Genomic DNA, 24,500 nt, shown 5'->3' with positions numbered 1-24,500 from the left:
CACCGGCGGCGGACACGTATGGACGGTGCTTTGGGGGTGACTTATCATTTCTTAAATACCCCCATCGGTACCTCTGTACCCGTAGTTGGAGAAACGCGCTATGCTCCCGCCCCAGGAATACCCTGCAACCGTCAGCACCGTCGACCAGGTCCAGAACCTCATCCTCGACAGCACTGACTTCGAAGAGTTTCTCAACGAACTCGCGCGTTTTTCCGCGCACCAGGTGGCAGGCAAGGGCGACGACGCGCTGTGCGGGATCACCCTGCTGCGGGACCGGAAGGCTGCGACCATCGGCTGGAGCAGCGAATCCGCCCGGGAAGTGGACGAGATCCAGTACCGGCTGGCGCAGGGTCCCTGCCTGACGGCGGCGCAGGAAGAGCGCGAGGTCTACGTCCCGGACCTTTTCGAGGAAGACCGCTGGGGCCCCGATTACGCCACCGCCGTCGCCTCGCACGGGCTGCGCTCGGTGCTTTCGGTGCCGTTCCACCTGCAGGGCGAAGCCCAGGCCGCGCTGAACCTGTATTCGGACGCACCGCACAAGTTCGACGGCGACGTCGCAGACCGGGCGCGTGACTTCACCCGGCAGATCTCCCAGGCGCTGCGCATGGCCGTGCGCTTTTCCCTGCACACGGACAGTGCCACGAACCTGCGGGCCACGCTCGAATCCCGCACGGTCATCGATATGGCGATCGGCATCGTGATGGCGCAGAACCGCTGCAGCCAGGAAACGGCGGTCCAGATCCTCACCGACGCGTCGAGCCACGGCAACGTGAAACTGCGCGACATTGCCACCTCGCTGGTGGAGTCCGTTGGCGGTTCGGCGACGCGGACGCACTTCCAGGAGCCGGGACGGCAGGCCGCCGGCTGACTAGCCGGCTGATCCGGGGACTTGTGCCCGCCCCGTCCCGCCGTTACGCTGATTGAGGTTGAGCCGTCGGCCATAGACACTTTCTTTGGAGTACCTATGGACCAATCTCTCAATGCCCAGGTGAAGCTCGATGTCGCCGCAGACGTCATCCGGATCGATGTCCGGGGCAGCCTCAGCCAGGATTCCCGCCCCGCCCTGATGCAGCTGATCCAGCGCATCCGACGCATGGGCGTCAGTTCACACATCCGCGTCGATCTCGCGCACGCCGACTTCGTGGAATCGGCCGCCCTTGCCGGTCTGCGCAACGACCTCAACGCCATTGACGGAGGACCCGGCCAGTTCGACGTTGCCGGGGCCATGCCTGTTGCTGCCGGGGTTTCGCTTGAACTACAGATGTTCGGCGACGACTTCGGAAAGGTGTTCCAGCCGCTGGACCTCTCTGCGGATTTCGTGGCCTCGATTAACCCGTCCGGGACCCGACCGCTGGCCCGCTACTCCGACGATGAGCTGCTGGCCGCCAGCGACTGTGTCTTCGGCAAGCTGGATGATCCGCGGAACGGTGCGCCCTCGGAGCTCCTGGCCAGGTACGAAGACATCAGCCTGGAGCTCGCCCGGCGCGAAGTCGGCCGCGCGCCCGAACCGGCCTAGGACGATCCCTCCGTTCCGCGACGCGGTTAGTCCTCCGCGACGCGGAAAAGTCCGCTCGACGCGGGATTTCCGGCGCGCCAGGAATATTGCGCGTCGCCGGGCCGGAACCGCGTCGCGGATCGCTGTTTCACGCTCCGTTTCTGCTGCACCGTCGCAGTGGCTACGGTAGAGGTGTGCCGCATGAGACGGAAGCGAACGACGGGCGCGAACCCCGGGACGCCGAGGCCCGCGTACTCCGGCATGCCGCTGAACTCGAACGGTTTTCGCGGCGAAACTTCCTGATCGGCGCGGGTGCCGCCTCGGTCCTGGCCGGGGACATGCTGTTCACCCGCCGGGTGCAGGCCGAGCGGCGGGTGAACAAGATCCTCCCGGTGCCCGACGACGTCGCGGAACTGTATTTCCCCCACGCCAGCTGGTTCCTTTTCCCCGGCTACAAGACCAGCTGGGAAGAGGCGCAGTGGATCCTGAACTCGCTGCGCGGCGCGCTGACCAAACGGGGCCAACTGGCCGCCGTCGGCTATTCCAACCTTGGCCTGGACATCGACAAGATCGTGATCGCGGTCATCGAGCACATCCGCGCCCACCAGCTCGACACCATCTACTTCTACGGCCACAGCTTCGGCGGCATGGTCGCGGTGCAGGTCGCCGCCCGGTTGCTGGAACTGCATGGCGTCAAGGTGGCGTTCATCCTGCTCGACTCCAGCCCTTCCAGCCGGTATGACGTCCTGGACCAGAGCTGGTTCGAGGGGGTGGTGTTCCTGTACGAGAGCGGGTTCCGGTTCCCCACCGTGCTGCGCGGCGGCTACGAGCTCGGCGAACGCATGCTGAACAAGCATGAACGCAGCTGGGGCCAGGTGCTGGACCAGACCCTGGAACAGCTCTCGCCGATTGCCCCGTCCAGCGTGCTGATCCAGACCGAATCGGCCTACATCTACCACTTCGACCTGAACCGCTTCGTCGGCAAGCTGGGGGACGCGAAGATGGCATTCATCGGCAACCCCGGGGACCAGACCGTGAGCTACGAGACGGCGCGGGACACCTGGATGCTGCGGTTCAAGGCGAACATGGTCTCGGATTCATTGCGGACGGACGGGGCGCGGCCGGCGCATGCCAGCCCGCAGTGGAACCCCTCGGTCTACCGGTCGCTCATCGAGGAGCTCCAGGACGAGTTCCTGCCGCTGCCGTCCGGCGGCGGCAAGAAGACCGCCTTCTAGGACGAGGGCGGACCCCTCGGACTAGTCCGTTCAGATCTGGTTCTTAAGGTCCGCGACCGAGTTCAGGATCTGGTTGGGCCGGAACGGGTAGGCCGCAATGTCGTCCTTATGCGTGATGCCGCTGAGCACCAGCACCGTGTGCAGCCCCGCCTCCATGCCGGCGATGATGTCCGTGTCCATCCGGTCCCCGATCATGGCGGTGGTCTCCGAGTGCGCGTCGATCTGGTTCATCGCCGAACGGAACATCATCGGGTTCGGCTTGCCCACAATGTAGGGTTCGCGGCCGGTTGCCTTGGTGATGAGCGCGGCGATCGCACCGGTGGCCGGCATCGGTCCGTCCTTGGAAGGCCCGGTGGCGTCGGGGTTGGTCGCGATGAAGCGGGCGCCGCCGAGGATCAGGCGGATGGCCATGGTGATGGCTTCAAAGGAGTAGGTCCGGGTTTCGCCGAGCACCACAAAGTCGGGGTCCTGGTCGGTGAGGATGAAGCCGGCTTCATGCAGCGCCGTCGTCAGCCCGGCCTCGCCGATCGTGTAGGCGCGGTTGCCGGACTCGGAGCCGCGTACCTGGTCCTTGAGGAACTGCGCCGTGGCCAGGGCCGAGGTCCAGATGTTCTCCTCCGGGATTTCCAGGCCGGAACTCTTCAGCCTCGCCGCGAGGTCCCGGGGGGTGAAGATGGAATTGTTGGTCAGGACCAGGAACCGCTTGGACGTGTCCACCCAGCGCTGGATCAGTTCCGAGGCGCCCGGGATCGGCTGGTTCTCGTGGACCAGCACGCCGTCCATGTCTGTCAGCCAGCACTCGATCTCTTGGCCGCTGCGATACACCGAGGACGTGGACCGCACGTCATCGGAGTCTGAACGCTGGTCTGTCCCTTGGTCTTCATACTGGTCCGCCATGGTGCCCTCCGCCGATAGTGTGCCGCAACAGGTCCCAGTCTAATGTTGAGTCGTGACTGAACCCGAGACTCCCAGCGAACCCACTGCCGGCAGCGCGGCCGTTCCGGACGGCGATGCGGAGCCCAAGGCGGAGGTCGGCGTCGGCCCCTGGCAGGGGCAGTGGCCGGAGGGCGAACATTGGGACCCGGACCTGCTCGCGGACGGCGACCGCCGCAACGTGGTGGACAAGTACCGCTACTGGAAGCACGAGGCGATTGTCGCCGAGCTGGATTCGCGGCGCCACAACTTCCACATCGCGATTGAGAACTGGCAGCACGACATGAACATCGGCACCGTCGTCCGCACCGCCAACGCGTTCCTGGCCAAGGAAGTCCACATCATCGGACGACGCCGGTGGAACCGCCGCGGGGCGATGGTCACCGACCGCTACCAGCACGTCCGCCACCACGCCACCGTTGAGGACTTTGTCGCCTGGGCGCAAGGGGAGGGGCTGGCCGTGATCGGGATCGACATCTTCCCCGATTCCGTCCCGCTGGAAACCTACGAGCTGCCCCGGGACTGCGTGCTGGTATTCGGCCAGGAAGGCCCGGGCCTGACGCCGGAGGTCCATGAGGCCGCCGTCGCGACGCTGTCGATCGAGCAGTTCGGTTCCACCCGCTCGATCAACGCCGCCTCCGCGGCCGCGATCGCGATGCACGCCTGGATCCGCCGGCACGTCTTCAACCAGCTCCCGGGGTAGCGGCACCCCGCCCCGCGCGCGAAATGGCACTTGACGGCAGTGTTTGCGCCCGACACTGCCGTGAAATGCCACCTCGGCGCGGATTGCGGCAAAGGGCTGTGGATAACCGCATCGGACAGTGCCCGAAGCGGCAAGACTGGGCCCATGCGCCGGGCACCGCTTCCGTTCCATCTGACCACCGGATCCTTCTCACTCCGTGCCGCGGACAAGGCCGGCGTCACCCGGACGCGGACCGCGGCGCGGGATCTGGTGACCGTGTCCCGTGGCATTCGGGTGCCGGTGGACTCGGCCGCCGCCGGAGCGGCCGCCCTGCGCGCCTATACCGACCTTGATGACGATTCCATTCTCGCGCTCGGCTCGGCGGCCCGCCTCTGGGAAGCACCGCTGCCGCCCTGGCAGGGCGAAGACTGGCACATCCACCTTGCCCGCCGCCGCGGCTCCAGCATGCCGCGGCGGGCAAACGTCGTCGGGCATCTTCTGACGCTGCTGCCGGACGAAGTGGTGGAGCTCGACGGCGTCCGGCTCACCTCGCCGGCCCGGACGTGGCTGGACCTGGCCGCGGTTCTGGGGCCCGAGGAACTTGTTGCCGTGGGCGATTCCCTCGTCTGCGAACACGGTCAGGGACATCCGTTTCCCCGCCGGGCATTGTGCAGCGTCGCGGACCTGAGGGAGATGGCGGCCCGGCACCCGGGAGTCCGCGGCGTGCGCAAGGCGAGGACCGCCGCCGAACTCATCCGGGTGGGCGCCGACTCGGCGCCGGAAACGCACATGCGCCTCGCCTTGGTGCGCGCGGGCCTGCCCGAGCCGGTGCTGAATCACGTGGTGTGGGGCGAGCCGATGTGGGGTGGGGACACGGCCCCCGTGCTCTGGCCCGACGCGGCGTACCCGCAGTGGAGGCTCGCGCTGCAGTACGACGGGGCGCACCACAACGGGGAGGAACAGTACCTGAAGGACATCCGCCGGGCCGACACCACCGCGAGGTTCGGCTGGCTGGAGCTCCGGGTTTCCCGTTTCGACCTCGCCGGTGACCGCCCCGCCGTCGTCCGCAAGGTTCGGGCGGCGCTGGAGAGCCGGGGCTGGCGCGCGAAGTGACAGTTCGCGGCAATGTTGGGCGGCCACACTGCCGCGTGGTGCCATCTCGGCGGGAGGCGACGCAAGGCGCGGGAGCGAGTGTTACAGCCCCCGCGTGACCGGAGACACTGCCGTGCGCAGGAATGGCTAGGATGGTTCGTAGCCGACGAGGTTCACTCCAGGGTCAACCCAGCCCGCAGACGAAATTCACTTTAGGAGTCAGCATGCCCATTGCAACCCCAGAGATCTACTCCGAGATGATCGACCGCGCAAAGACGGGCGGCTTCGCGTTCCCGGCCGTCAACGTCACTTCCTCCCAGACCCTGAACGCCGCCCTGCGCGGCTTCGCCGAGGCCGAGTCCGACGGCATCGTCCAGGTCTCCACCGGCGGTGCCGCCTACTGGTCCGGCGCCTCCACCAAGGACATGGTGGCCGGTTCCCTGGGCTTCGCCGCGTTCGCCCGCGAAGTGGCCAAAAACTACGGCGTCAACATCGCCCTGCACACGGACCACTGCCCCAAGGACAAGCTGGACGGCTTCGTCCTGCCGCTGCTCGCCGCCTCCGAAGCCGAGGTCAAGGCCGGCCGCAACCCGCTCTTCAACTCGCACATGTGGGACGGCTCGGCCGAAACCCTGCAGGAGAACCTCCGGATCGCGCGTGAACTGCTCGCTCGCACCGCCGCGGCCAAGATGATCCTCGAGGTCGAGATCGGCACCGTCGGCGGCGAGGAAGACGGCGTCGAGAACGCCATCAACGACAAGCTCTACACCACGGTCGAGGACGCCCTCGCGACCATCGACGCCCTCGGCTCCGGCGAGAACGGCCGCTACATCACGGCCCTGACCTTCGGCAACGTGCACGGCGTGTACAAGCCGGGCGGCGTCAAGCTGCGTCCGGAGATCCTCAAGGACATCCAGGAGCAGGTCGGCGCGAAGATCGGCAAGGCCAACCCGTTCGACCTCGTCTTCCACGGCGGCTCCGGCTCCTCCGAGCAGGAGATCGCGGACGCCGTCTCCTACGGCGTGATCAAGATGAACATCGACACCGACACCCAGTACGCCTACACCCGCCCGGTGGTGGACCACATGTTCCGCAACTACGACGGCGTCCTGAAGGTCGACGGCGAGGTCGGCAACAAGAAGCTGTACGACCCCCGTGTCTGGGGCGCGTCCGCCGAAGCCGGCCTGGCCGCCCGCGTGGTCGAGGCTGCCCAGCAGCTCGGCTCCACCGGCAAGACGTTCTAGTCATGTCGGACGAGTTCCGCAAGAACCTGATGGGCCCCGAGCCCACGCTGCTGCCTGCCGAGACTGAGGTCAACGCGGGGCTGGATGCGGGCCAGGAGGCGCTGGATCTGGTGGAGAAGCACCCGACGTCCTCGCTGCTCTGGGCCGTGCTGGCCGAGGACGCGTGGAAGGAAGGCCGGACCATCGATTCCTACGCCTACGCCCGGGTCGGCTACCACCGCGGCCTGGACTCGCTGCGCCGTAACGGCTGGCGCGGCGTGGGCCCGATCCCGTGGGAGCACGAACCGAACCGCGGCTTCCTGCGCGCCCTGTACTCGCTGGGCCGCGCGTCCGCGGCGATCGGCGAGGCCGAGGAGCCCGAGCGGATCGAGAAGTTCCTCAAGGACTCCGACCCCACCGCCAAGGCAGCCATCGAAGCCGAGGGCTGACAGGCACCGCGATTTAACGCAACGCGGGGTCACTTACGGCCCATTCCGCCACCGCGGATGGGCTGTAAGTGACCCCGCGTTGGGGTTTAAACGACGACGGCGGGCGCTCACCTTTCGGTGGGCGCCCGCCGTCGTTAACGCGGGTGGGTCAGCTGGCCTTGGCCAATCCGGTGCGGGCCATGGCGTCGGCGTAGGCGACGCGCATGTCCTCGAGGTACTGCTCCTGGCGGGCCGGGGTGCCGGCGAACGCGCGGCCGCTAAGCGAGCGGACCTTGTACGTCTTCAGGCCGCGGCGCCAGATCATCGGCACCTCGGTCTTGAGCAGCAGGTTGGCCAGGCGGTTGGCTTCGGTTCCGTGCGCCACAATGACGGACGCGCGCGGCACCAGGGCGAGGAACTTCAGCAACGGCTTGAGGCCGGCCGAGATCTGGTCCGGGGTGAACTTGCCGTTCGGCTCCTCGCCCACGTGCCACGGGTGGACGTTCCACGGCATGACGAACTCCGGGCGCAGGCCCAGCTTCCACTGGATGCCGAGCATGCGGGTGGCAGCTTCCTCGTCCCCGGCCGTGATGAAGCCGGACGGATCCGCCGTGCCGATGTTGGAGTACAGGCTGATGATGCGGCACTCGTCGATGTCGTGGGCGGGATCCACGTAGGGGACCGTGGTGCCAGCTTTGGCGGTCTGCAGTGCGTCGCACAGTTCGTTGACCGGCGCGACGTTAGCTTCGTAACGGCGGCTCAGGAGCTGTTCGCGGAAATTTTCAGTGGCCAGTGCTGTCATGTATTGCTGGGTCTCCTGCGGATTGGTAAAGCTGCCAGACCGGCTGCGGGCACGCCAAAGACAGGGCGCGCGGAGGCCGGAGTGGTTTGAAAATGTGGTGTGGACCGATTCCTGTTCGGTCTCTACCAGTCTATCAAGCCCCGCGAAATGTCCGGCGAGTTGCCCGGGCCGGCAGCGGCCGGCCGGCCCGGTCCGGCTACCAGAGCCGCTTGCTGGCCCGCCGTGCGCCTTCCCCGAGCGCTTCGAGCTTGGCATAGGCGATCTGTGGATGGACGCGGCCGCCGAGGCCGCAGTCCGTGGACGCAATCACGTTTTCGCGGCCCACCAGGTCCGCGAAGCGCACGATCCGGTCCGCCACCAGGTCCGGGTGCTCGACGACGTTGGTGGCGTGGGAGACGACGCCGGGGATGATCGACTTTCCCTCGGGAAGCTTGGTGTCCTCCCAGACCCGCCATTCATGCTCGTGCCGCACGTTGGCCGCCTCGAAGGAGTAGGCGCCGGCGTTGATCTGCAGGACGGAGCCGATGATGTCCGCGAAGGGGATGTCCGTCGTGTGCGGTCCGTGCCAGGATCCCCAGCACACGTGCAGCCGGATCTGGTCCTGCGGGAGGTCCCGCAGCGCCCAGTTGGTGGCTTCGACCCGGAGCTGGATGAACTTCAGGTAGTCCTCGAGGCTCGGCTCGGGGTTGATCTGGTCCCAGCTCTCGGCCAGGGAGGGGTCGTCGAGCTGGACGGTCAGGCCGGCGTCGATGATGGCCTTGTATTCCTCGCGCATGGCATCGGCGCAGGCGTAGAGGAGTTCCTCATCGCTCTGGTAGTACTCGTTGGCGACGCGGGCGCAGGAGCCGGGGGAGAGGGAGGCGACGAACCCCTCGGTGAGGCCGGCCGCGGCCAGGCCGGTCTTGAGGTTGGTGATGTCCGAGGCCACGAGCGCCTGGCCGGTGTACGTCAGCGGCCCGGCGATTTTTGGCTGTGTGACGGCTTTGCGGTGGGCCAGGATCCCGGAGGAGGGGTCGTTGTACGCGTCGTTGAACTTTTGCCGGTCACGGCGGTCCGGGAACGAGGTGAGGACGATGTGGCCGGGCGAGGAACGGTGGACCTTGGCGTCGGCCCAGCGGTCCACCTCGGTGGGTTCCAGTCCGCCGAGCCGGGAGAAGGAGTAGTTCCACCAGGCGCCGTAGTCCACCGTGCTGGACATCGTGTGGCCGTACTCGCCGTCGTTGGGGATGTCGACGCCCAGATCCTTCTGGCGCTGCACGACGTCCACCACCGAGGTCTCCAGCAGATCCAGGAACTCGGGGGTGACGCCGTCGGCTTCCTTGGCCTCGTTCGCGGCGATGAGCTCCGGCGTCCGGGGCAATGAGCCGGCGTGGGTGACGCGGATGTGGTCGGTGTTCTGGGACATGGCGCGGTTTCCTTCCATCGGTCCTGGCGGTAGCACCCTCGCTGGCAGGCCGGCCACGGAGGCAGGCTGAGTCCGGCAGGGTTGCTGCGGCGTCAACGGTCCAGGTCCCTCGGCCGCTCGGGATGGTCACTCTCACCTAATTCCACCCACGCCTTTGCCGCAAGTCGTGCCCGCTATGTGTCGCAGTGTCCACGCGGGGAGCAAAAACGGTGCCGGCCACCGATTTCGGCTAAACTTGGGTGGTAAGAGCCCCGGACTCTGGCGTTGATGGTAAGAGCACAGCGGTAGATCCGGGGCATTCTCATGAACGGTGCTGAGCTGCGGTGACCACCTGGTGGATCACACACAGTCCGGCCCGAACGAATGGGGGAGGATCCCATGCCAGCAATCGTGATCGTCGGAGCCCAATGGGGCGACGAAGGCAAAGGTAAGGCCACCGACCTGCTCGGCGGCCGTGTCGACTACGTCGTGAAGCCCAACGGCGGCAACAACGCCGGGCACACCGTCGTCGTGGGCGGTGAGAAGTATGAGCTGAAGCTCCTTCCTGCCGGCATCCTGAGCCCGAACGCAGTCCCGGTGATCGGCAACGGTTGCGTGGTGAACCTTGAAGCCCTGTTCCAGGAGATCGATGGCCTCGAAGCCCGCGGCGCGGACACCTCCAAGCTGCGCGTCTCCGCCAACGCCCACCTCGTGGCGCCGTACCACCAGGTGCTGGACAAGGTCACCGAACGGTTCCTCGGCAGCCGCGCCATCGGCACCACCGGCCGCGGCATCGGCCCCGCCTACATGGACAAGGTGGCCCGCCTCGGCATCCGCGTCCAGGATGTGTTCGACGCCTCCATCCTGCGGCAGAAGGTCGAAGGCTCGCTGCGGCAGAAGAACGAACTGCTGGTCAAGGTCTACAACCGCCGGGACATCGAGGTGGACGAGATCGTGGACTACTTCCTGTCCTTCGCCGAACGCCTGCGCCCGCTGGTCATCGACAGCACCTTCGTGCTGAACAAGGCGCTGGACGAGGGCAAGGTGGTCCTCATGGAGGGCGGCCAGGCCACGTTCCTGGACGTCGACCACGGCACCTACCCGTTCGTGACCTCCTCGAACCCCACCGCGGGCGGAGCCTCCGTGGGCTCGGGCATCGGCCCCACCCGGATCTCGCGCTCCATCGGCATCATCAAGGCCTACACCACCCGTGTCGGCGCCGGACCGTTCCCCACGGAGCTGTTCGATGAGATGGGCCTGTACCTGCAGAAGACCGGCGGCGAGTTCGGCGTTAACACCGGCCGTCCGCGCCGTTGCGGCTGGTACGACGCCGTCCTGGCGCGCCACGCCTCCCGCGTGAACGGCTTCACGGACTACTTCGTGACCAAACTTGACGTGCTCACCGGCATCGAGCAGATCCCCGTTTGCGTGGCCTACGACGTCGACGGCGTCCGCCACGACGAAATGCCGATGACCCAGACCGAGTTCCACCACGCCAAGCCGATTTTCGAGTACTTCGAGGGCTGGACCGAGGACATCACCGGCGCCCGCACCCTGGACGACCTGCCGGAGAACGCCCGGAACTACGTACTGGCCCTGGAGAAACTCTCCGGCACCCGGTTCTCCGCGATCGGCGTCGGCCCGGACCGCGACCAGACGATCGTGGTCAACGACCTCATCAACGACTGACGCTTCAGCAACCGGCGCACGACGGCGGCGGGTCACCTGCAATGGTGACCCGCCGCCGTCGTCGTTAAAGCCGCAGTTCGGGACCGTCGCGGGGGCCGCCCAAAAAACAAGAAAGAAATTCTCATCGGTGCGTAACCTTTCGGTGTGCCCCAGCGATTACTCCTTTGTAAGCGCCGCCCGGAGCCCTGGTCCCCCCACCAGCTCCGGCCGGCCTTGTAGCTGAAGATCCGACCGGCGCCTGCCCCCATCAGGCGCCGGGGACTTCGAGAGAGATCCGACGGGCACCTGCCCCATCAGGTGCCGACAGGACTTCGACCGTAAGTGCCGGCTGGCGCCTGCCCCCATCAGGCGCCGGCCAGCCTTCAACCAACCAAAGGATGTACGTTTTACATGAAGAGTGTTAGCAAGACCACCAAGATTGCTGTCGGCGCCGCGATTCTCGCGGTCGGAGGTTTCTCCGGAATCGGCCTGGCCAACGCGGCCCAGACGTCCAGCACCCAGCAGGCTGAAGTGAACCACGCTACGCCCGCCACCCCCGCTGTTCCGGCTACCACGGAACTGCCCGACGCACCCGCCACCCCGGCCGTTCCGGCCGTTCCGGCTACCCCGAACGCTGACGGGTCCGCCAAGGGCGACGCCGACGTCGAGGGTACCGAGGGTGCCGCTGAGGGCTCCGTGTCCGCCGATAAGGACGGCGTTGCCGTCGACGGTGCCGCCAATGCCAAGGGCGCTGCCGAGGCCAAGGCCCACGCCGGCGTAACCGTCGCCACCCCGGCCGTTCCCGCCGCCAAGGGCGCCCCGGCTGTCAAGGCCGTGCCGGCTGTTCCGTCGGTTGAGCAGCCCAAGCTCGACAAGTAAGCACCAAACGCCTCTCTTCGGAGGCGACGGGGTGCGGCCGCTAGACTATCGGGGGCCGCACCCCCTGCAGTAACGGAAGGAAAGCCTCTTGGCAGACCAGCTGAGCGACGATGAACTGTCAGCAGCTCTGGCTGGCGACCCGTCAGGATTCAGCGCCGTCTACACCGTGATCTCCCCGGCGGTGCTCGGCTACTTCCGGGCCAAGGGCGTCGACGACGCCGAGGCCCTCACCCAGGACGTCTTCGTGGACGTTCTGCCGAGACTGGCCAACGTCACCGGCGGCCACACCGGGTTGCGGACCTTCATCTTCTCCGTCGCCCATGCCCGGCTGGTCGACCACCACCGGCGCGCCGAACGCACACCGTACCTGGCCGAATATGACCCGCTGAACGACGCGCGGTGTTCCGCTTCCGCGGAGGACGAGGCGCTTGGTTCCCTGGGCGGCCTGTCCCACACACTTGCCCGGCTCAACGAAGAGCAGCGGGAAGTCCTGGTCCTGCGGATCGTCGCAGACCTCTCCATCGATCAGGTGGCCGGCATCATGGGTAAGACCCCGGGTGCCATCAAACAGCTTCAGCGGCGCGGGCTCAGTGCCCTGCGCGAACTTGTAACCGAAAAGGACCACGCAGCATCATGACCGGCACGCGCGACCCCCAGCAGGATGGCAGCATCCAGGCGATGCTCCGTGACTCCGGCCTCGAAGCTGCCGCCGAACTCCGCAGCACCCTCGAGCAGCTGCAGGCCCTGGTGCCGGAGCAGGCACCGGCGCCCCGCGCAGACCTTGCCGCGCTGCTCTCCGCCGGTTCAGCTGATGCGGTGGCCCGCTCCGCCGACGACCTTCCGGCCGGTGTGAGCAACCTGGCGGACCGGCGGCGCGGCCACAAACGCCGGATGGCCCTGGTTGGTGGCGCCGTAATCGGTGCAATGAGCCTCGGCGCCGGCGCCGTGGCGGCCTCCAGCCATGACTTCCGTGAGAATGTGGGCCACACCCTCGGCGTTATCTTCCACCCCGCCGCCCCCAGCCGGACCCCTGCCCCTTCCGGCGGCACGCCCTCGGATCTGCCGGCGGCCCCGGTTCCGGTGCCGGCTGGCACGTCTCCGTCCCTGGCTGGTCCGGCAGCGCCCTCGGCCCCGGCAGCAGTGCAGGTCCCGAGGCATGCCGGCCCCGTCGCTACTCCTCCCGCCGTCGGCCGCGGCGGAGTTCTTCCGACGCCGGGACACCGGCCCGTAAAGCCCGGCTCCCAGGGCCAGAACGGCCGGGGCCTCGTACCCGGGCCGCTGCCGACGTCCCCCGCACTTCCCGGGCTTCCGACGGCTTTCCCCACCGCCAAGCCGTAGCGGTCGCGCCGCCTGGGCATCCCGGTTAACCCAAGTAGCTCGCAGTTGTTGTCGTTTTGAGTGCTCAATACGACAACAACTGCGAGCTAGTTGGGTTTAGGGGCCTCGTTTAGGCGAGGACCTGCCGCTTGGAGGAGATGACACCGGTGTCGAAGCCCGCCAGGTGCAGGCCGCCGTGGAAGCGGGCGTGCTCGATCTTCACACAGCGGTCCATCACGACGTCGAGTCCGGCCGCTTCGGCTTCCTTCGCGACGTCCTCGTGCCACGAGCCCAGCTGCAGCCAGAGCGTCTTGGCGCCCGCGGCGATGGCCTCGTCCAGCACGCCGGGCAGGTCATCATGCTTGCGGAACACGTCGACGATGTCCGGGCTTTCCGGCAGGTCAGAGAGCGAAGCGTACGTCGGCTCGCCCAGGATCTCCTTCACCACCGGGTTCACGAAGTAGACCTTGTAGCGGGTCGAGGACTGCAGGTAGGTCGCGACGAAGTAGCTCGCCCGCGACGGCTTGTCCGAGGCGCCCACAATCGCGATCGACTTGGCCTGGCGCAGCAGGGCCAACCGCTCGGGCGCCGACGGGCCGGTCCAGGTACGGGTTTCTTCGGTGCTCATGCGTTTGCTCCGATCGTGCAGGTATCCGCGGGAAGGACTTCCCCGGCCGATGTGTCCGGGGCTGGATCTTCGGTTGCCGCGTCCAGAGCCTGGTCGAGGTCCCAGAGGATGTCCTCGATGTCCTCGAGGCCGATCGAAATCCTGACGAGGTCCTCCGGGATGCCGGCGGATTCGAGCTGCGCCGGGCTGAGCTGCTGGTGGGTCGTGGAGCCGGGGTGGATCACCAGGGTCCGCGAGTCGCCCACGTTGGCCAAGTGCGAGGCCAGTTGCAGGGACTCGATGAACTTCTGGCCCGCGGCTCGGCCGCCCTTGACGCCGAAGGAGAACACCGAGCCGGGGCCCAGCGGCAGGTACTTCCGGGCCCGGTCGAAGTGCGGGTGCGAGGGCAGGCCGGAATAGTTCACGTAGGCCACCCGCTCGTCGGCTTCAAGCCATTCGGCCACCGCCTGGGCGTTCCTGAGGTGCTCGTCCAGGCGTTGCGGGAGCGTCTCCACGCCCTGCAGCAGCTGGAACGCCGACTGGGGGGACAGTGCGGGTCCGATGTCGCGCAGCTGCTCGCAGCGCAGCTTGGTGAGGAAGCCGTACTCGCCGAAGTTCCCCCACCAGGAGACGTTGCCGTAGGAGGCCACCGGTTCGGTCATGGTGGGGAACTTGCCGTTGCCCCAGTTGAAGCGGCCGCTTTCGACGATGACGCCGCCGAGGGTGGTGCCGTGGCCGCCGAGGAACTTCGTGGCGGAGTGGATCACAATGTCCGCGCCGTGCTCGATCGGCCGAACCAGGTACGGGGTGCTCAAGGTGGCGTCGACGACGAGCGGGATGCCGGCGTCGTGTGCAACCTTGGCCAGCCCCTCAAGGTCCTGGACCTCCGACGAGGGGTTGGCCACCACCTCGACGAAGATCGCCTTGGTGTTGTCCCGGACTGCGGCGGCGTAGTCCGCCGGGTCGGTGCCGGCCACGAACGTGGTGTCCACCCCGAAGCGGCGCAGCGTGACGTCCAGCTGAGTCACTGTGCCGCCGTAAAGCTGGGATGCCGCCACAATGTGGTCGCCGGACTGGGTGAGCGCGGCGAAGGTAATGAACTCCGCGGCCATGCCAGAGGATGTGGCCACCGCGCCGATGCCGCCCTCCAGCGAGGCGATGCGCTCTTCAAACGCGGCCACCGTGGGGTTGCCGATCCGGGAGTAGATGTTGCCGTATTTCTGCAGCGCGAACAGGTTGGCGGCGTCTTGGGTGTCCTTGAACACGAAGGACGTCGTCTGGTAGATCGGCACGGCCCGGGCGCCGTGTTCGGCGTCGGGCGTGCCGCCGGCGTGCAGGGCGCGGGTGCGGAAACCGAACTTGCGGTCAGCCATTACGCGTTCACCAGCTTGCTGGCAGTGCCGGTGGCGGCCGGGGTGCCGGACAGGTCGAGCTCGACGCCGTGCTTGCGGGCGAGGTCCGCCTCGAGTTCGCGCACGATCGGCAGGATGTCCGCACCGAACGCGGCGACCTCCTCCTGGAAGTGCAGGTAGCCGGTGAGGAAGAGGTTCACGCCGATCTTCTTGTACTCCACAATCCGCTCGGCGATCTGCTCCGGGGTACCGATCAGCTGGGTCTTGAAACCGTCGTTGTACTGGACCAGGTCCTCGAAGCTGGAGTCGGCCCACATACCCTTGCCGTCCTTGGTGGACGCGCCGGCCTCCTGGACGGCGGCGCGGAAGCCCTCGACGGCGGGCTTGTGCGCCTTCTCGACGATCTCGCGCAGGGTGTCGCGGGCTTCCTTCTCGGAGTCGCGGGCGATGACGAAGCCGTTCAGGCCGAACCTGGGGGAGGGGAGAGCCCCCTCAGCGCCGCGCCCGGTGTCACCGGCAGCGGCAACCACGCCGGCGATGTTCTCCTTGAAGCCTTCCAGGTCCTTGCCGTTGGAGAAGTACCAGTCCGCGACCCGGCCTGCCGTGGCCTGGGCCGCGGTGGAGTTGCCGCCGAAGAAGATCTCCGGGTGCGCCCGCCCGGGCACATCCACGGGTGCCGGCTGCAGGGTGAAGTCGGTGATGTTGTAGTACTTGCCGGACTGGCTGTACTCCTGCTCGGTCCACAGCCCGCGGAGCACGCGGATGAACTCCTCGGTCCGGACGTAGCGCTCGTCGTGTTCGAGCCATTCGAGGCCGAAGTTCTCGAATTCGGCCTTGAGCCAGCCGGAAACGATGTTCACGGCGGCGCGGCCGTTGGAGATGTGGTCCGCGGTGATGATGAATTTAGCCAGCACGCCGGGGTGCCACATGCCCGGGTGGACGGCGGAGATCACCTTGAGCCGCTCGGTGGCGGCCAGCAGGGCGAGGCTGAACGAGGTGGCCTCGTGCTGCTTGTCCGCGCCGTAGGAGGCGGCGTAGCGGGTCTGGGTCAGCGCGTATTCAAAGCCGGAGTTCTCGGCGATCCGGGCCAGCTTCTTGTTGTACTCGAAGTCCCAGCCGGTGCGCTGTTCGATGGTGGACACCACCAGGCCGCCGGAGACGTTGGGGACCCAGTAGGCGAACTTCAGGGGTTCGGAAAGACGGGCGACGCTGCTGGTGTCAGTCATTGGTGTTCCTTACTTCTGGGGTATTTCCGGTGTTATTGCGGTCGCGCAGGACGGTCTGGATGCCGGCGATCGACGGTTCATTCTGCAGGGAGGTCGTGTCGCCGAGCGTGGTTCCTTCGAACAGCTGCGTCAGCAACCGGCGCATGATCTTGCCGCTGCGGGTCTTCGGCACATCGGGAACGACGACGACGTCGCGCGGCTTCGCGATCGGCCCGATCCTTTCTCCGACCCAAGCCTTCAAATCCGCGGTGATTTCCTCCGTAGCCGCGCATCGCGCGAGCGAGGAACGAGCGAGTGAAGTGATCGGACCGGGGTCCCCGGGCGAGCTTGCGAGCTCGGGGGAGTCCGGGAACGCTAAGCGGCGGGAGGGGATCATCGCCGATTCCCGAAGCACAACGAACGCCACAATCGCGTACCCGGTCTTCGGGTCGGCGACCGGGCAGACGCCGGCCTCCACGACGTCCGGGTGCGAGACGAGGGCAGATTCGATCTCAATCGTGGAGAGCAGGTGCCCGGAGACGTTGAGGGTGTCGTCCACCCGCCCGAGGATCCAGATGTCGCCGTCGTCGTCGTACTTGGCGCCGTCGCCGGCGAGGAACCAGCCTTGCTCGGCGTACTGGCGCCAATAGGAATCGAAGTAGCGTTGCGGGTTGCCCCACACGGTCCGGGCGATGGCGGGGCCGGGGGCGTCCACCACGATGAAGCCCTGGACTCCGGGCGGGACGGTGTTGCCCGCCTCGTCCACGATCCGGGTGCCGACGCCGGGCAGCGGCCGGGCCGCGCAGCCGGGTTTGAAGTCGGTGTCCGTCGGGGCGGGGGAGAGGATGGTGGCGCCGGTTTCGGACTGCCACCAGGTGTCCACCACCGGCGCCGTGCCGGCGCCCACGTTCTCCCGGAACCAGCGCCATGCCTCGGGGTTGACGGCTTCGCCGACGGTGCCCAGCAGACGGATGGAGGAGAGGTCGTAGCCGGCCGGGACGCCGTCCGGGAACCAGCCCATCAGCGACCGGACCAGGGTGGGGGCGGTGTAGTACTGCGTGACGCCGTAGCGTTCGATGATTTCGAAGTGCCGGCCCGGGTGCGGGGTGTTGGGCGTGCCCTCGAAGATCACCTGCGTGGCGCCGTTGGAGAGCGGGCCGTAGAGCTCGTAGGTGTGGGCGGTGACCCAGGCCAGGTCCGCCGTGCACCAGTGGACGTCCCGGTCGCGGAGGGCCGGGTCCGGGTTGCTGAAGAGGTGCTCGAAGCTCCAGGACGCCTGCGTGAGGTAGCCGCCGGAGGTGTGGACCAGGCCCTTGGGCTTTCCGGTGGTTCCGGAGGTGTACATGATGAACAGGGGTGTCTCGGCGTCGAACGCCTCGGGTTTGTGGACGTCGGAGGCGGCCCCGACGGCGTCGTGCCACCACACGTCACGGCCTGCGGTCATCGGGACGGCGGCCAGGTGTTCCGGCGCGGTGGTGCGGTTGACCACCAGGACGTGTTCGATCGCGTTGTCCCCGGCGACGGCCGCGTCCGCGTTCGCCTTCACCGGCACGGCGACGCCGCGGCGGAACTGCCCGTCGGTGGTGACCAGCAGCTTGGCGCCCGTGTCTTCCACCCGGAACTTGAGCGCCTCGGCCGAGAAACCGCCGAACACGAGCGAGTGGATGGCGCCGATCCGGGCCACGGCCAGGGTGATGATCACCGTTTCGGGGATCACCGGAAGGTAAATGACCACCCGGTCGCCCTTGGCGATGCCGAGCTCCAGCAGGGCGTTGGCGGCCTTGGCCACGTCGCGCTGCAGTTCGGCGTAGGTGATGGTGCGGCGGTCGCCGGGCTCGCCCTCGAAATGCAGTGCCACCTTGTCGCCGCGTCCCGCCGCTACATGACGGTCGACGCAGTTGTAGGCGACATTGAGCTTCCCGCCGTCGAACCAGCTGATCTGCGGGCCCATGCCCGCCGCGGCGTCGGCCGGGACGCAGCGGTGCGCGGTGTGCCAGGGCTTGTCCTGGCCCGGCACGTCCGCCCAGTCGAGCCGGAGGGCGGCCGCCTCCCAAAACGCGATGCGCCCTTCCCCGGTGGAGGGGAGACTGGCCGGTGCTGTCTCGGTAGCTACGCCCATCGTTTCACCGCCCATTTCTCGGCGAGGCCCAGCAGGGCGTCGGTGACCTTGCCGATCACGGCCAGCAGCACGATCGCCAGCAGGAGCCGGTCCGTGCGGCCGTTGTTCTGCGAATCCGTCAGCAGGAAACCGAGCCCCATTGAGGAGGCGATGAGTTCGGCGGCGACCAGGAACAGCCAGGCCTGGGCCAGCGCGAGCCGGAGCCCGGAGAACACGGCCGGCACCACCGCCGGGAGCTGGACCGTGGTCAGCAGCTTCACGCCCTTGAGCCCGAAGGCCCGCGCCGCTTCGACCAGGTTCCGGTCCACGTGACGCAGCGCGAGTGAGACCGTGGTGAAGACTGGGAAGAACGCACCGATCAGGATCAGGGTGATCTTGGAGTCCTCGCCGATCTTCATCCAGAGGATCAGCAACGGCACCCAGGCCAGCGACGGGACGGCCCGGAGCGCGCCGATGGTGGGCGCGAGCAGGGCATCCGCGAACCGGGACAGGCCCACCAGGGACCCAAACACCAGTCCCAGCGCCGCGCCGGCCGCGAAGCCGATCAGCACGCGCTGGGTGGAGATCGCGATGTGCTGGCCGAGCTGGCCGCGCTGGAGCAGGTCTAGGCCGGCCTCCAGCACCATGGCCGGCGGCGGAAGCTGGACCACGCTGAACACCCCGGCGGCCGTGGAGAGTTGCCAGGCGGCCAGCACCGCAGCGGGAATGATCAGTCCAAGGAGCAGACGCGCCCAGCCGTTGGCCAGGATCCCGGCGGGGGACCATCCGTTCGCCGGGGAGCCGCCTCCACCCGTGACGGGGGAGTCCGGCTGGGCGGCGTCTGCCGGAGTTGCGGGGACGGCTGCAGCGCGCCCATCCGCAACGTTGTTGCCGGTGAGGTAGGGATTTCCGAGGTGGGTCATCAGGAATCCTTGATGGCGGACGCGTCCGCCTTCTTCACCAGCGAGTCATCGAGAAGCGAGGCGACGGCGTCGTCGATCTGCTTCTGGCTTGCAACGTCCCCGGTTTCCACGAAGGTCGGGCCGATCTTCGCGAGGACCTTGCGCTGGGCCTCGCCCGGCGCCGGGTCGACGTCGAGGTTGCTGCGCTGCAGCACCACGGTCTTCGCGACGGCGAGGTCCAGTCCCGCCGCGTCGGCGAGGATCTGCGCGGTTTCCTCCGGGTTGGCCGCCGCCCAGGCACGCGCCTTCTCGTAGGCGTTGACGACGGCCTGCGCCTGCCTGGGCTTCTCCTTCAGGAAGGATTCGGTGGCGTTCAGGAAGCCGTAGGTGTTGAAGGAGAGGTTCCGGTAGAAGAGCTTGGCGCCCTTCTGCTCGGCCCCGGCCATGATCGGGTCGAGCCCGGACCACGCATCCACCGAGCCGTTTTCCAGCGCCGCACGGCCGTCGGCGTGCTGCAGGTTCTGCACGGTCACGTCCTTGGCGGACAGGCCGGCTTCGGAGAGCGACTGGAGCAGGAAGAAGTACGGGTCGGTGCCCTTGGTGGCCGCCACCGACTTGCCCTTGAGGTCGGCCACCGTGCTGATGCCGGAGCCCGGCTTGGTTACGAGCGCCGCCCACTCTGGCTGCGAGAAGATGTCAATCGCCTTGATCGGCGATCCGTTGGCCTTGGCCAGGAGGGCAGCCGAGCCGGCGGTGGAGCCGACGTCGATCGCGCCGGACCGCAGCGCCTCGTTGGCCTTGTTCGAGCCGGCGGACTGGACCCAGTTGACGGTGACGCCCTGGTCCTTCAACGCTGTCTCGAGCCAGCCTTTCTTCTTGATCACGAGGCTCAACGGGTTGTAGGTCGCGAAATCGATGTTCAGTGCGGCGGTCCCGGCGGCGCCGCTTGCTGCGGGCTTGCCGGAACCCTCGCCGGCGACGCAGCCGGTGAGGGCCAGGGCGGCGGAGACGGCCGCGGCCGTGAGGACCGAGCGGCGGGTGGTCTTGCGGGCGAAGGGCATGGAGGTTCCTTTGAGAACGGTGGATGCGGATGCGGAGGAGGGGAAGGACGGTGGGGCGGGCCGGCGCGGCAGGCTCTGGCTGTGGCGCGGCCCGCGGCCGGTTGTCCGGGGAGCGGTGGGTGGTTAGTGGCCGTCGACGCCGAGGCTGGCCAGGAGCGAGGCCCGCATTCGGGCCAGCTCCGCGGAAGCCCGGTCCCGGGGACGTTCGCCGGGGACGACGACGGTGCGGACAATCGTCGCGCCCGGCGCCGGGGTGCCGGATTCGGTTCCGCGGGCTGGTTCCTTGCCGAGGACGATGATGCGGTCGGCCAGCTGGAGGGCTTCGTCGACGTCGTGGGTTACCAGCAGCACGGTGGTGGGCTCCGCCCGGTGGACCTGCAGCAGCAGGTCCTGCATCTTGATCCGGGTCAGGGCGTCGAGGGCGCCGAAGGGTTCGTCGAGCAGCAGGACGCCCGGGTTGCGGGCCAGGGCGCGGGCCAGGGAGGCACGCTGGGCCATGCCGCCGGAGACCTCGCGCGGCCGGTGCTTGGCGAAATCCTGCAGGCCCACGAGTTCAAGGAGCCGGGGGACCTTGGCCTTGCCGTCCCTGGCGCTGACACCGGTGGGCAGGCCGATGGCGATGTTGGCCTGCAGGGTGTGCCAGGGCAGCAGGCGCGGCTCCTGGAAGGCGAAGGCGCAGCGCGCATCCACACCCTGTACCTGGACGCCGTCGATCTCGACGGCGCCGGCACTGGGGGCATCGAGGCCGGCGGTGGCGCGCAGCAGGGTGGACTTGCCGCAGCCGGACGTGCCCAGGATGGCGAGGACTTCACCGGCCAGGACATCGAAGTCCACGTCGCGGAGCACGGTGTGGGCTTCGCTGCCGGAACCGAACGCTCGGCGCAGGCCGCGGAAGGACACCGGCAGCGCGGGCGTGCGGGTGGTTTCCCCGGCGGAGGCGTCCGCGGACGCGACAGTTGCGGAGGGGGACAGGACAGCAGTCATAGGAGTACTCCATCGATCCTGGCAGTAGCACCCTACGGAACGAGCCTCCGGCACGGGTGGTCAGTCCGGCCGTTCCCGTGGCTCGCTACCTTGCTATCGGCGGGTTCCGGGGAGGAACTCCGACGACCAGGGTTGCTGCGGCTTCATCGATCCAGGTCTCTCGGCCGCTCGGGATGGTCACTACCCACTAAAACGGAATCACCGATTTCCCCCAAATCCGGCGCGTAATATTCGGACACCTGCCCGCTTCCCCTGGGCTGCCGGTCGATTGTTCGAAATGCGGCCCGGGCCGTCCGGCGCGGCACGGCCCAGTCACTGGTCGGCCTTAGGCTGTGCACATGACCCATGTGAACGACCCCGCGGTTATCGAACGGCTCCTGCGCACCAAGGGCAGGTGGGCGATCGTGGGCCTGACCACCAACGAGTGGCGCGCCGCCTATGACACGTCGCTGTATATCCGCGACCGGCTCGGCATGGAAATCATCCCGGTCAATCTTCCGGCCGACCCGGTACACGGCGAGACGGGCTACGCCAGGCTGTCCGACATTCCGGCGGCCAAGCAACCGCCCGACGTCGTGGACTGCTTCGTGAATTCGCACAGGGTGGGCGACGTGGTGGACCAGGCGATCGCCGTCGGAGCGAAGGCTCTCTGGCTGCAGCTGGGCGTCATCGACGAAGCCGCCGCCGCACGTGCCAAGGCGGCCGGCCTGGACGTGGTCATGAACGCGTGCCCGGCCCAGGAGGCGCCGCGCTTGGGGCTCTGACGGCCGCCGTCGCCGACGGCGACCACTGCCGGTAGCTGCGCTGACGGCCGGGCTAGGCTGGGAGCATGGACGCAGCAGCACTCCGCAGGATTTGCCTGGGCTTCCCGGGCGCCTTCGAGGACTATCCGTTCGGCCCCGATACCGCGGTCTTCAAGGTCCGCGCCGCGGTGCCCGGCGGGGCCCGGCACGAGGCCAAGATGTTCGCCCTGTCCGCACTGGACCCCGCGGACTTGGTCGTGAGCTTGAAGTGCGAACCCGCGCTCGCCGAACAGTTGCGGGCTGCGCATCCGGAAATTACCGGCGCCTGGCACCTGAACAAGCGGCACTGGAACGGGGTGCGGCTGGACGGTTCGTTGCCGGATTCCATGGTCCGCGACATGGTGGAGGACTCCTACGACCTTGTGGTCGCCGGCCTGAGCCGCCGCCAGCAGGAGCAGCTCGGCTGGGCCCGGCTGGCCCGCGGGGAGGCGCAGCCGTGACCGGGCCGCGGATTGCCAGCGGCGAGCTGAACTATGCGGGGATCGGCGCCACCGAGACCGGCGCGCTGCCGGACGGGATCGAGTGCCTCGTCACCCAGGCCTACGTCGGCGACGGTGAAGCCGCCTACCGCCGGGCGGTGCAGGGCCTGCTGACCTGGCAGCTGCACAAGCGCGCCGGGTTGCGCGTCCGGGCGGAGTCCGACGTCGTGCGCCCGGGGACGCGCGTGGTGAGCGGGTTCGGCGTCGGCCCGTTCCGGATCAACGCGCCCTGCGAGGTGGTGTGGGTGCGCCGACCCGTAGCCGGCGGCGGGCCGCAGTCCGCGGGATTCGGCTACGGGACCCTGCCCGGGCATCCGGTCCGCGGCGAGGAATCGTTCGAAATGTCGCTCGACGAACAGGGTCTCGTGCTGATCAAAGTCACCGCTTTCGGGGTTCCGGCCAACTGGTTCTACGCGGCCGGGGGCGCCGTCACCGCCGGGGCGCGCCGGATCGTCACTTCCCGATACCTTAGGAGTGCGCAAGAACTGGCCGCAGGTGTGAACTGAGAGGTGCAGAAAATGCTGAATCAACAGACCCTTGACCGCTTCTGGAACTTTGACGACCCCGGCCTTTCGGAGGCCCGCTTTCGCGCGGCGATCGCGGATTCGGCTTACGACGACGACGAACGTGCCGAGCTCGCCACCCAGCTGGGCCGTGCGATCGGCCTGCAGGGCAGGTATGAGGAAGCCGACGCGCTGCTGGACTCCATCGACGGCGACGAACCCACGGTGGCCGTCCGGGTGCTGCTGGAACGCGGCCGAGTGCTGAACAGCAGCGGCCACGCCGAGATGGCGGTCCCGCTGTTTGAGCAGGCCGCCGAACTCGCCGACCACCTGGGCGAGGATTTCCTGGCCGTCGACGCCCTGCACATGCTGGCGATCGCGGACACCGCGCACGCCGAGACGTGGACCCGTAGCGCCCTGGAGTACGCGTCCACGGCGCATGACGCCCGGACCCGGCGCTGGATGGTGGCGCTGCACAACAACCTCGGCTGGACGCTGCACGAGGCGGGACGCTGCGCCGAGGCCATGGTCGAGTTCCAGCTCGCCGAGCAGTGGGCGGAAAGGGTGGGCACGCCGCAGCAGCAGGAACGCGCCCGGGCGGCCATCGATGCCTGCTGAGGCTCTGCCAGAATTGAAGCTCCGGAATTCCCAATGAAAGGCAACAACTCGTGATCTTCATCGTCGTTAAATTCAAGGTCAAGCCCGACTGGTCCGAGCGCTGGCTCGGCCTCGTGGAGGACTTCACCCAGGCCACCCGGCAGGAGCCCGGCAACCTGTGGTTCGACTGGTCCCGCAGCGTGGAGGACCCCAACGAATTCGTCCTGGTCGAGGCCTTCAAGGACGACGCCGCCGGCGACCACGTCAACAGCAGCCACTTCAAGCAGGCCATGGCGGACATGCCGCAGGCACTGCAAGAGACGCCCCGGATCATCAGCCGCCAGTTCGACGGCGAGGGCTGGGACCGGATGGGTGAGCTCACCATCTGACCGGCGTCGATTGCTCCGAGCTTGCAAGGCTAGGGAGCCGGTGGGAAGCAGTCGATAGGCTGGGGTCATGTGGATCGGTTGGATTGAATTCGACGTCCTGCTCGGCGACGTTCACACCCTCAAGGAGAAGCGCTCAGTCGTGCGGCCGGTCTTGGCCGAGCTCAAGCGCCGCTTCGACGTCTCCGTGACCGAGGCGGGATTACACGACCAGTACCGGCGTGCCGTGATCGGCGTCGGCCTGGTTGCGGCTGACCGGGCGCACCTGATCGAGGTGCTTGCCGCCGTCGAACGCTTCATGGCCGCAAGACCGGAACTCGAGCTGCTCAGCGCCCGCCAGCGCGAACTGCGCAGCGACGATTAAGAAGCAACGCGGGGTCACTTA

27 protein-coding genes are annotated in these 24,500 nt (G+C 67.8%); 17 read left to right on the top strand and 10 right to left on the bottom strand.

Features of this window, described 5'->3' with window-relative positions; all coding sequences use genetic code 11:
• Window positions 1–100 precede the first annotated feature (100 nt).
• From AC1DB8_RS09745 to AC1DB8_RS09735, 3 genes are all read left to right on the top strand, one after another.
• The gene (locus AC1DB8_RS09745) at window positions 101–868 is read left to right on the top strand and encodes a GAF and ANTAR domain-containing protein (RefSeq protein ID WP_476892892.1); all 768 of its coding nucleotides are present in this window, start codon (window positions 101–103) and stop codon (window positions 866–868) included.
• Window positions 869–964: 96 nt separating this feature from the next.
• A complete protein-coding gene (locus AC1DB8_RS09740; RefSeq protein WP_441417928.1) occupies window positions 965–1,516 on the top strand; it encodes a hypothetical protein in 552 nt (183 codons plus the stop codon).
• Window positions 1,517–1,689: 173 nt separating this feature from the next.
• Complete coding sequence (locus AC1DB8_RS09735; protein WP_476892891.1) at window positions 1,690–2,730, top strand: thioesterase domain-containing protein; 1,041 nt, start codon at window positions 1,690–1,692, stop codon at window positions 2,728–2,730.
• 30 nt (window positions 2,731–2,760) lie between these two features.
• On the opposite strand, the gene AC1DB8_RS09730 is transcribed toward AC1DB8_RS09735, so the two are convergent.
• Window positions 2,761–3,627 (bottom strand): HAD-IIA family hydrolase, encoded by an 867-nt coding sequence (locus AC1DB8_RS09730; protein ID WP_441417926.1) that lies wholly within the window; start codon window positions 3,625–3,627, stop codon window positions 2,761–2,763.
• A 52-nt stretch (window positions 3,628–3,679) separates the two neighbouring features.
• Between AC1DB8_RS09730 and AC1DB8_RS09725 the strand changes: the two genes are divergently transcribed.
• The 4 genes from AC1DB8_RS09725 to AC1DB8_RS09710 all read left to right on the top strand — a co-directional run bounded on the left by AC1DB8_RS09725 (window position 3,680) and on the right by AC1DB8_RS09710 (window position 7,109).
• Window positions 3,680–4,366, top strand: a complete 687-nt coding sequence (locus AC1DB8_RS09725) for a TrmH family RNA methyltransferase (protein WP_441417925.1) — start codon at window positions 3,680–3,682, stop codon at window positions 4,364–4,366.
• 144 nt (window positions 4,367–4,510) lie between these two features.
• A complete protein-coding gene (locus AC1DB8_RS09720; RefSeq protein ID WP_476892890.1) occupies window positions 4,511–5,458 on the top strand; it encodes a hypothetical protein in 948 nt (315 codons plus the stop codon).
• Window positions 5,459–5,661: 203 nt separating this feature from the next.
• A complete protein-coding gene (fbaA, locus tag AC1DB8_RS09715) occupies window positions 5,662–6,681 on the top strand; it encodes a class II fructose-bisphosphate aldolase (RefSeq protein ID WP_175322196.1) in 1,020 nt (339 codons plus the stop codon).
• A 2-nt stretch (window positions 6,682–6,683) separates the two neighbouring features.
• The gene (locus AC1DB8_RS09710) at window positions 6,684–7,109 is read left to right on the top strand and encodes a DUF3151 domain-containing protein (protein ID WP_476892889.1); all 426 of its coding nucleotides are present in this window, start codon (window positions 6,684–6,686) and stop codon (window positions 7,107–7,109) included.
• Between the two features lie 148 nt (window positions 7,110–7,257).
• Here the strand turns inward: AC1DB8_RS09710 and AC1DB8_RS09705 are convergent, their stop codons facing one another.
• Both AC1DB8_RS09705 and AC1DB8_RS09700 read right to left on the bottom strand, forming a co-directional pair.
• Window positions 7,258–7,890: a uracil-DNA glycosylase family protein gene (locus tag AC1DB8_RS09705; RefSeq protein ID WP_441417922.1), complete on the bottom strand. Its 633-nt coding sequence runs from the start codon at window positions 7,888–7,890 to the stop codon at window positions 7,258–7,260.
• 196 nt (window positions 7,891–8,086) lie between these two features.
• Window positions 8,087–9,295, bottom strand: coding sequence for a cobalamin-independent methionine synthase II family protein (locus tag AC1DB8_RS09700; RefSeq protein ID WP_441417921.1), 1,209 nt, complete (start codon window positions 9,293–9,295; stop codon window positions 8,087–8,089).
• 378 nt (window positions 9,296–9,673) lie between these two features.
• On the opposite strand from AC1DB8_RS09700, the gene AC1DB8_RS09695 reads away from it, so the two are divergent.
• The 4 genes from AC1DB8_RS09695 to AC1DB8_RS09680 all read left to right on the top strand — a co-directional run bounded on the left by AC1DB8_RS09695 (window position 9,674) and on the right by AC1DB8_RS09680 (window position 13,159).
• Complete coding sequence (locus tag AC1DB8_RS09695) at window positions 9,674–10,963, top strand: adenylosuccinate synthase (RefSeq protein WP_441417920.1); 1,290 nt, start codon at window positions 9,674–9,676, stop codon at window positions 10,961–10,963.
• Between the two features lie 390 nt (window positions 10,964–11,353).
• Window positions 11,354–11,821: a hypothetical protein gene (locus AC1DB8_RS09690; protein WP_476892888.1), complete on the top strand. Its 468-nt coding sequence runs from the start codon at window positions 11,354–11,356 to the stop codon at window positions 11,819–11,821.
• An 88-nt stretch (window positions 11,822–11,909) separates the two neighbouring features.
• Window positions 11,910–12,458 carry an RNA polymerase sigma factor gene (locus tag AC1DB8_RS09685; protein ID WP_441417918.1) on the top strand — a complete coding sequence of 183 codons (549 nt, stop codon included), beginning with the start codon at window positions 11,910–11,912 and terminating at the stop codon, window positions 12,456–12,458.
• On the top strand, window positions 12,455–13,159 hold the full coding sequence (locus tag AC1DB8_RS09680) for a hypothetical protein (RefSeq protein ID WP_476892887.1): 705 nt from the start codon (window positions 12,455–12,457) through the stop codon (window positions 13,157–13,159). The genes AC1DB8_RS09685 and AC1DB8_RS09680 overlap by 4 nt, the downstream gene beginning before the upstream one ends.
• Before the next feature lie 109 nt (window positions 13,160–13,268).
• On the opposite strand, the gene AC1DB8_RS09675 is transcribed toward AC1DB8_RS09680, so the two are convergent.
• The 7 genes from AC1DB8_RS09675 to AC1DB8_RS09645 all read right to left on the bottom strand — a co-directional run bounded on the left by AC1DB8_RS09675 (window position 13,269) and on the right by AC1DB8_RS09645 (window position 21,347).
• Window positions 13,269–13,766 (bottom strand): CoA-binding protein, encoded by a 498-nt coding sequence (locus AC1DB8_RS09675; protein ID WP_476892886.1) that lies wholly within the window; start codon window positions 13,764–13,766, stop codon window positions 13,269–13,271.
• Window positions 13,763–15,118 (bottom strand): O-acetylhomoserine aminocarboxypropyltransferase/cysteine synthase family protein, encoded by a 1,356-nt coding sequence (locus AC1DB8_RS09670; protein WP_476892885.1) that lies wholly within the window; start codon window positions 15,116–15,118, stop codon window positions 13,763–13,765. The genes AC1DB8_RS09675 and AC1DB8_RS09670 overlap by 4 nt, the downstream gene beginning before the upstream one ends.
• Window positions 15,118–16,323 carry a dimethylsulfone monooxygenase SfnG gene (gene sfnG, locus AC1DB8_RS09665; protein ID WP_476892884.1) on the bottom strand — a complete coding sequence of 402 codons (1,206 nt, stop codon included), beginning with the start codon at window positions 16,321–16,323 and terminating at the stop codon, window positions 15,118–15,120. The genes AC1DB8_RS09670 and sfnG overlap by 1 nt, the downstream gene beginning before the upstream one ends.
• Complete coding sequence (locus AC1DB8_RS09660; protein ID WP_476892883.1) at window positions 16,316–18,421, bottom strand: acetate--CoA ligase; 2,106 nt, start codon at window positions 18,419–18,421, stop codon at window positions 16,316–16,318. The genes sfnG and AC1DB8_RS09660 overlap by 8 nt, the downstream gene beginning before the upstream one ends.
• Window positions 18,412–19,323 carry an ABC transporter permease gene (locus AC1DB8_RS09655; RefSeq protein WP_441417912.1) on the bottom strand — a complete coding sequence of 304 codons (912 nt, stop codon included), beginning with the start codon at window positions 19,321–19,323 and terminating at the stop codon, window positions 18,412–18,414. Before AC1DB8_RS09655 ends, AC1DB8_RS09660 begins: the two co-directional genes overlap by 10 nt.
• Window positions 19,323–20,363 carry an aliphatic sulfonate ABC transporter substrate-binding protein gene (locus AC1DB8_RS09650; RefSeq protein WP_476892882.1) on the bottom strand — a complete coding sequence of 347 codons (1,041 nt, stop codon included), beginning with the start codon at window positions 20,361–20,363 and terminating at the stop codon, window positions 19,323–19,325. The genes AC1DB8_RS09655 and AC1DB8_RS09650 overlap by 1 nt, the downstream gene beginning before the upstream one ends.
• Window positions 20,364–20,486: 123 nt before the next feature.
• On the bottom strand, window positions 20,487–21,347 hold the full coding sequence (locus AC1DB8_RS09645) for an ABC transporter ATP-binding protein (protein WP_476892881.1): 861 nt from the start codon (window positions 21,345–21,347) through the stop codon (window positions 20,487–20,489).
• Between the two features lie 338 nt (window positions 21,348–21,685).
• On the opposite strand from AC1DB8_RS09645, the gene AC1DB8_RS09640 reads away from it, so the two are divergent.
• From AC1DB8_RS09640 to AC1DB8_RS09615, 6 genes are all read left to right on the top strand, one after another.
• On the top strand, window positions 21,686–22,111 hold the full coding sequence (locus tag AC1DB8_RS09640) for a CoA-binding protein (protein ID WP_476892880.1): 426 nt from the start codon (window positions 21,686–21,688) through the stop codon (window positions 22,109–22,111).
• A 65-nt stretch (window positions 22,112–22,176) separates the two neighbouring features.
• On the top strand, window positions 22,177–22,590 hold the full coding sequence (locus tag AC1DB8_RS09635; RefSeq protein ID WP_441417908.1) for an MmcQ/YjbR family DNA-binding protein: 414 nt from the start codon (window positions 22,177–22,179) through the stop codon (window positions 22,588–22,590).
• The gene (locus tag AC1DB8_RS09630; protein ID WP_476892879.1) at window positions 22,587–23,135 is read left to right on the top strand and encodes a DUF1990 family protein; all 549 of its coding nucleotides are present in this window, start codon (window positions 22,587–22,589) and stop codon (window positions 23,133–23,135) included. The genes AC1DB8_RS09635 and AC1DB8_RS09630 overlap by 4 nt, the downstream gene beginning before the upstream one ends.
• 12 nt (window positions 23,136–23,147) lie before the next feature.
• Window positions 23,148–23,750 carry a tetratricopeptide repeat protein gene (locus AC1DB8_RS09625; RefSeq protein WP_441417906.1) on the top strand — a complete coding sequence of 201 codons (603 nt, stop codon included), beginning with the start codon at window positions 23,148–23,150 and terminating at the stop codon, window positions 23,748–23,750.
• Between the two features lie 50 nt (window positions 23,751–23,800).
• Window positions 23,801–24,118, top strand: a complete 318-nt coding sequence (locus tag AC1DB8_RS09620) for a putative quinol monooxygenase (protein WP_441417905.1) — start codon at window positions 23,801–23,803, stop codon at window positions 24,116–24,118.
• A 67-nt stretch (window positions 24,119–24,185) separates the two neighbouring features.
• The gene (locus AC1DB8_RS09615) at window positions 24,186–24,479 is read left to right on the top strand and encodes a DUF503 domain-containing protein (RefSeq protein WP_476892878.1); all 294 of its coding nucleotides are present in this window, start codon (window positions 24,186–24,188) and stop codon (window positions 24,477–24,479) included.
• Window positions 24,480–24,500: the final 21 nt, after the last annotated feature.

Source organism: Arthrobacter sp. 10N410, from assembly GCF_056394945.1.
This window is presented reverse-complemented; position numbering and strand designations above follow the sequence as displayed.

What these genes read in the sequence shown, in the direction of transcription:
- AC1DB8_RS09670 (WP_476892885.1), bottom strand. Translation starts at nt 15,118, where the DNA reads ATGGCTGACCGCAAGTTCGGTTTCCGCACCCGCGCCCTGCACGCCGGC.
- fbaA (WP_175322196.1), top strand. Translation starts at nt 5,662, where the DNA reads ATGCCCATTGCAACCCCAGAGATCTACTCCGAGATGATCGACCGCGCA.
- AC1DB8_RS09660 (WP_476892883.1), bottom strand. Translation starts at nt 18,421, where the DNA reads ATGGGCGTAGCTACCGAGACAGCACCGGCCAGTCTCCCCTCCACCGGG.
- AC1DB8_RS09615 (WP_476892878.1), top strand. Translation starts at nt 24,186, where the DNA reads ATGTGGATCGGTTGGATTGAATTCGACGTCCTGCTCGGCGACGTTCAC.
- AC1DB8_RS09650 (WP_476892882.1), bottom strand. Translation starts at nt 20,363, where the DNA reads ATGCCCTTCGCCCGCAAGACCACCCGCCGCTCGGTCCTCACGGCCGCG.
- AC1DB8_RS09675 (WP_476892886.1), bottom strand. Translation starts at nt 13,766, where the DNA reads ATGAGCACCGAAGAAACCCGTACCTGGACCGGCCCGTCGGCGCCCGAG.
- AC1DB8_RS09745 (WP_476892892.1), top strand. Translation starts at nt 101, where the DNA reads ATGCTCCCGCCCCAGGAATACCCTGCAACCGTCAGCACCGTCGACCAG.
- AC1DB8_RS09625 (WP_441417906.1), top strand. Translation starts at nt 23,148, where the DNA reads ATGCTGAATCAACAGACCCTTGACCGCTTCTGGAACTTTGACGACCCC.
- AC1DB8_RS09655 (WP_441417912.1), bottom strand. Translation starts at nt 19,323, where the DNA reads ATGACCCACCTCGGAAATCCCTACCTCACCGGCAACAACGTTGCGGAT.
- AC1DB8_RS09740 (WP_441417928.1), top strand. Translation starts at nt 965, where the DNA reads ATGGACCAATCTCTCAATGCCCAGGTGAAGCTCGATGTCGCCGCAGAC.
- AC1DB8_RS09730 (WP_441417926.1), bottom strand. Translation starts at nt 3,627, where the DNA reads ATGGCGGACCAGTATGAAGACCAAGGGACAGACCAGCGTTCAGACTCC.
- AC1DB8_RS09700 (WP_441417921.1), bottom strand. Translation starts at nt 9,295, where the DNA reads ATGTCCCAGAACACCGACCACATCCGCGTCACCCACGCCGGCTCATTG.
- AC1DB8_RS09635 (WP_441417908.1), top strand. Translation starts at nt 22,177, where the DNA reads ATGGACGCAGCAGCACTCCGCAGGATTTGCCTGGGCTTCCCGGGCGCC.
- AC1DB8_RS09705 (WP_441417922.1), bottom strand. Translation starts at nt 7,890, where the DNA reads ATGACAGCACTGGCCACTGAAAATTTCCGCGAACAGCTCCTGAGCCGC.
- AC1DB8_RS09680 (WP_476892887.1), top strand. Translation starts at nt 12,455, where the DNA reads ATGACCGGCACGCGCGACCCCCAGCAGGATGGCAGCATCCAGGCGATG.
- AC1DB8_RS09690 (WP_476892888.1), top strand. Translation starts at nt 11,354, where the DNA reads ATGAAGAGTGTTAGCAAGACCACCAAGATTGCTGTCGGCGCCGCGATT.
- AC1DB8_RS09695 (WP_441417920.1), top strand. Translation starts at nt 9,674, where the DNA reads ATGCCAGCAATCGTGATCGTCGGAGCCCAATGGGGCGACGAAGGCAAA.
- AC1DB8_RS09640 (WP_476892880.1), top strand. Translation starts at nt 21,686, where the DNA reads ATGACCCATGTGAACGACCCCGCGGTTATCGAACGGCTCCTGCGCACC.
- AC1DB8_RS09710 (WP_476892889.1), top strand. Translation starts at nt 6,684, where the DNA reads ATGTCGGACGAGTTCCGCAAGAACCTGATGGGCCCCGAGCCCACGCTG.
- AC1DB8_RS09720 (WP_476892890.1), top strand. Translation starts at nt 4,511, where the DNA reads ATGCGCCGGGCACCGCTTCCGTTCCATCTGACCACCGGATCCTTCTCA.
- sfnG (WP_476892884.1), bottom strand. Translation starts at nt 16,323, where the DNA reads ATGACTGACACCAGCAGCGTCGCCCGTCTTTCCGAACCCCTGAAGTTC.
- AC1DB8_RS09645 (WP_476892881.1), bottom strand. Translation starts at nt 21,347, where the DNA reads ATGACTGCTGTCCTGTCCCCCTCCGCAACTGTCGCGTCCGCGGACGCC.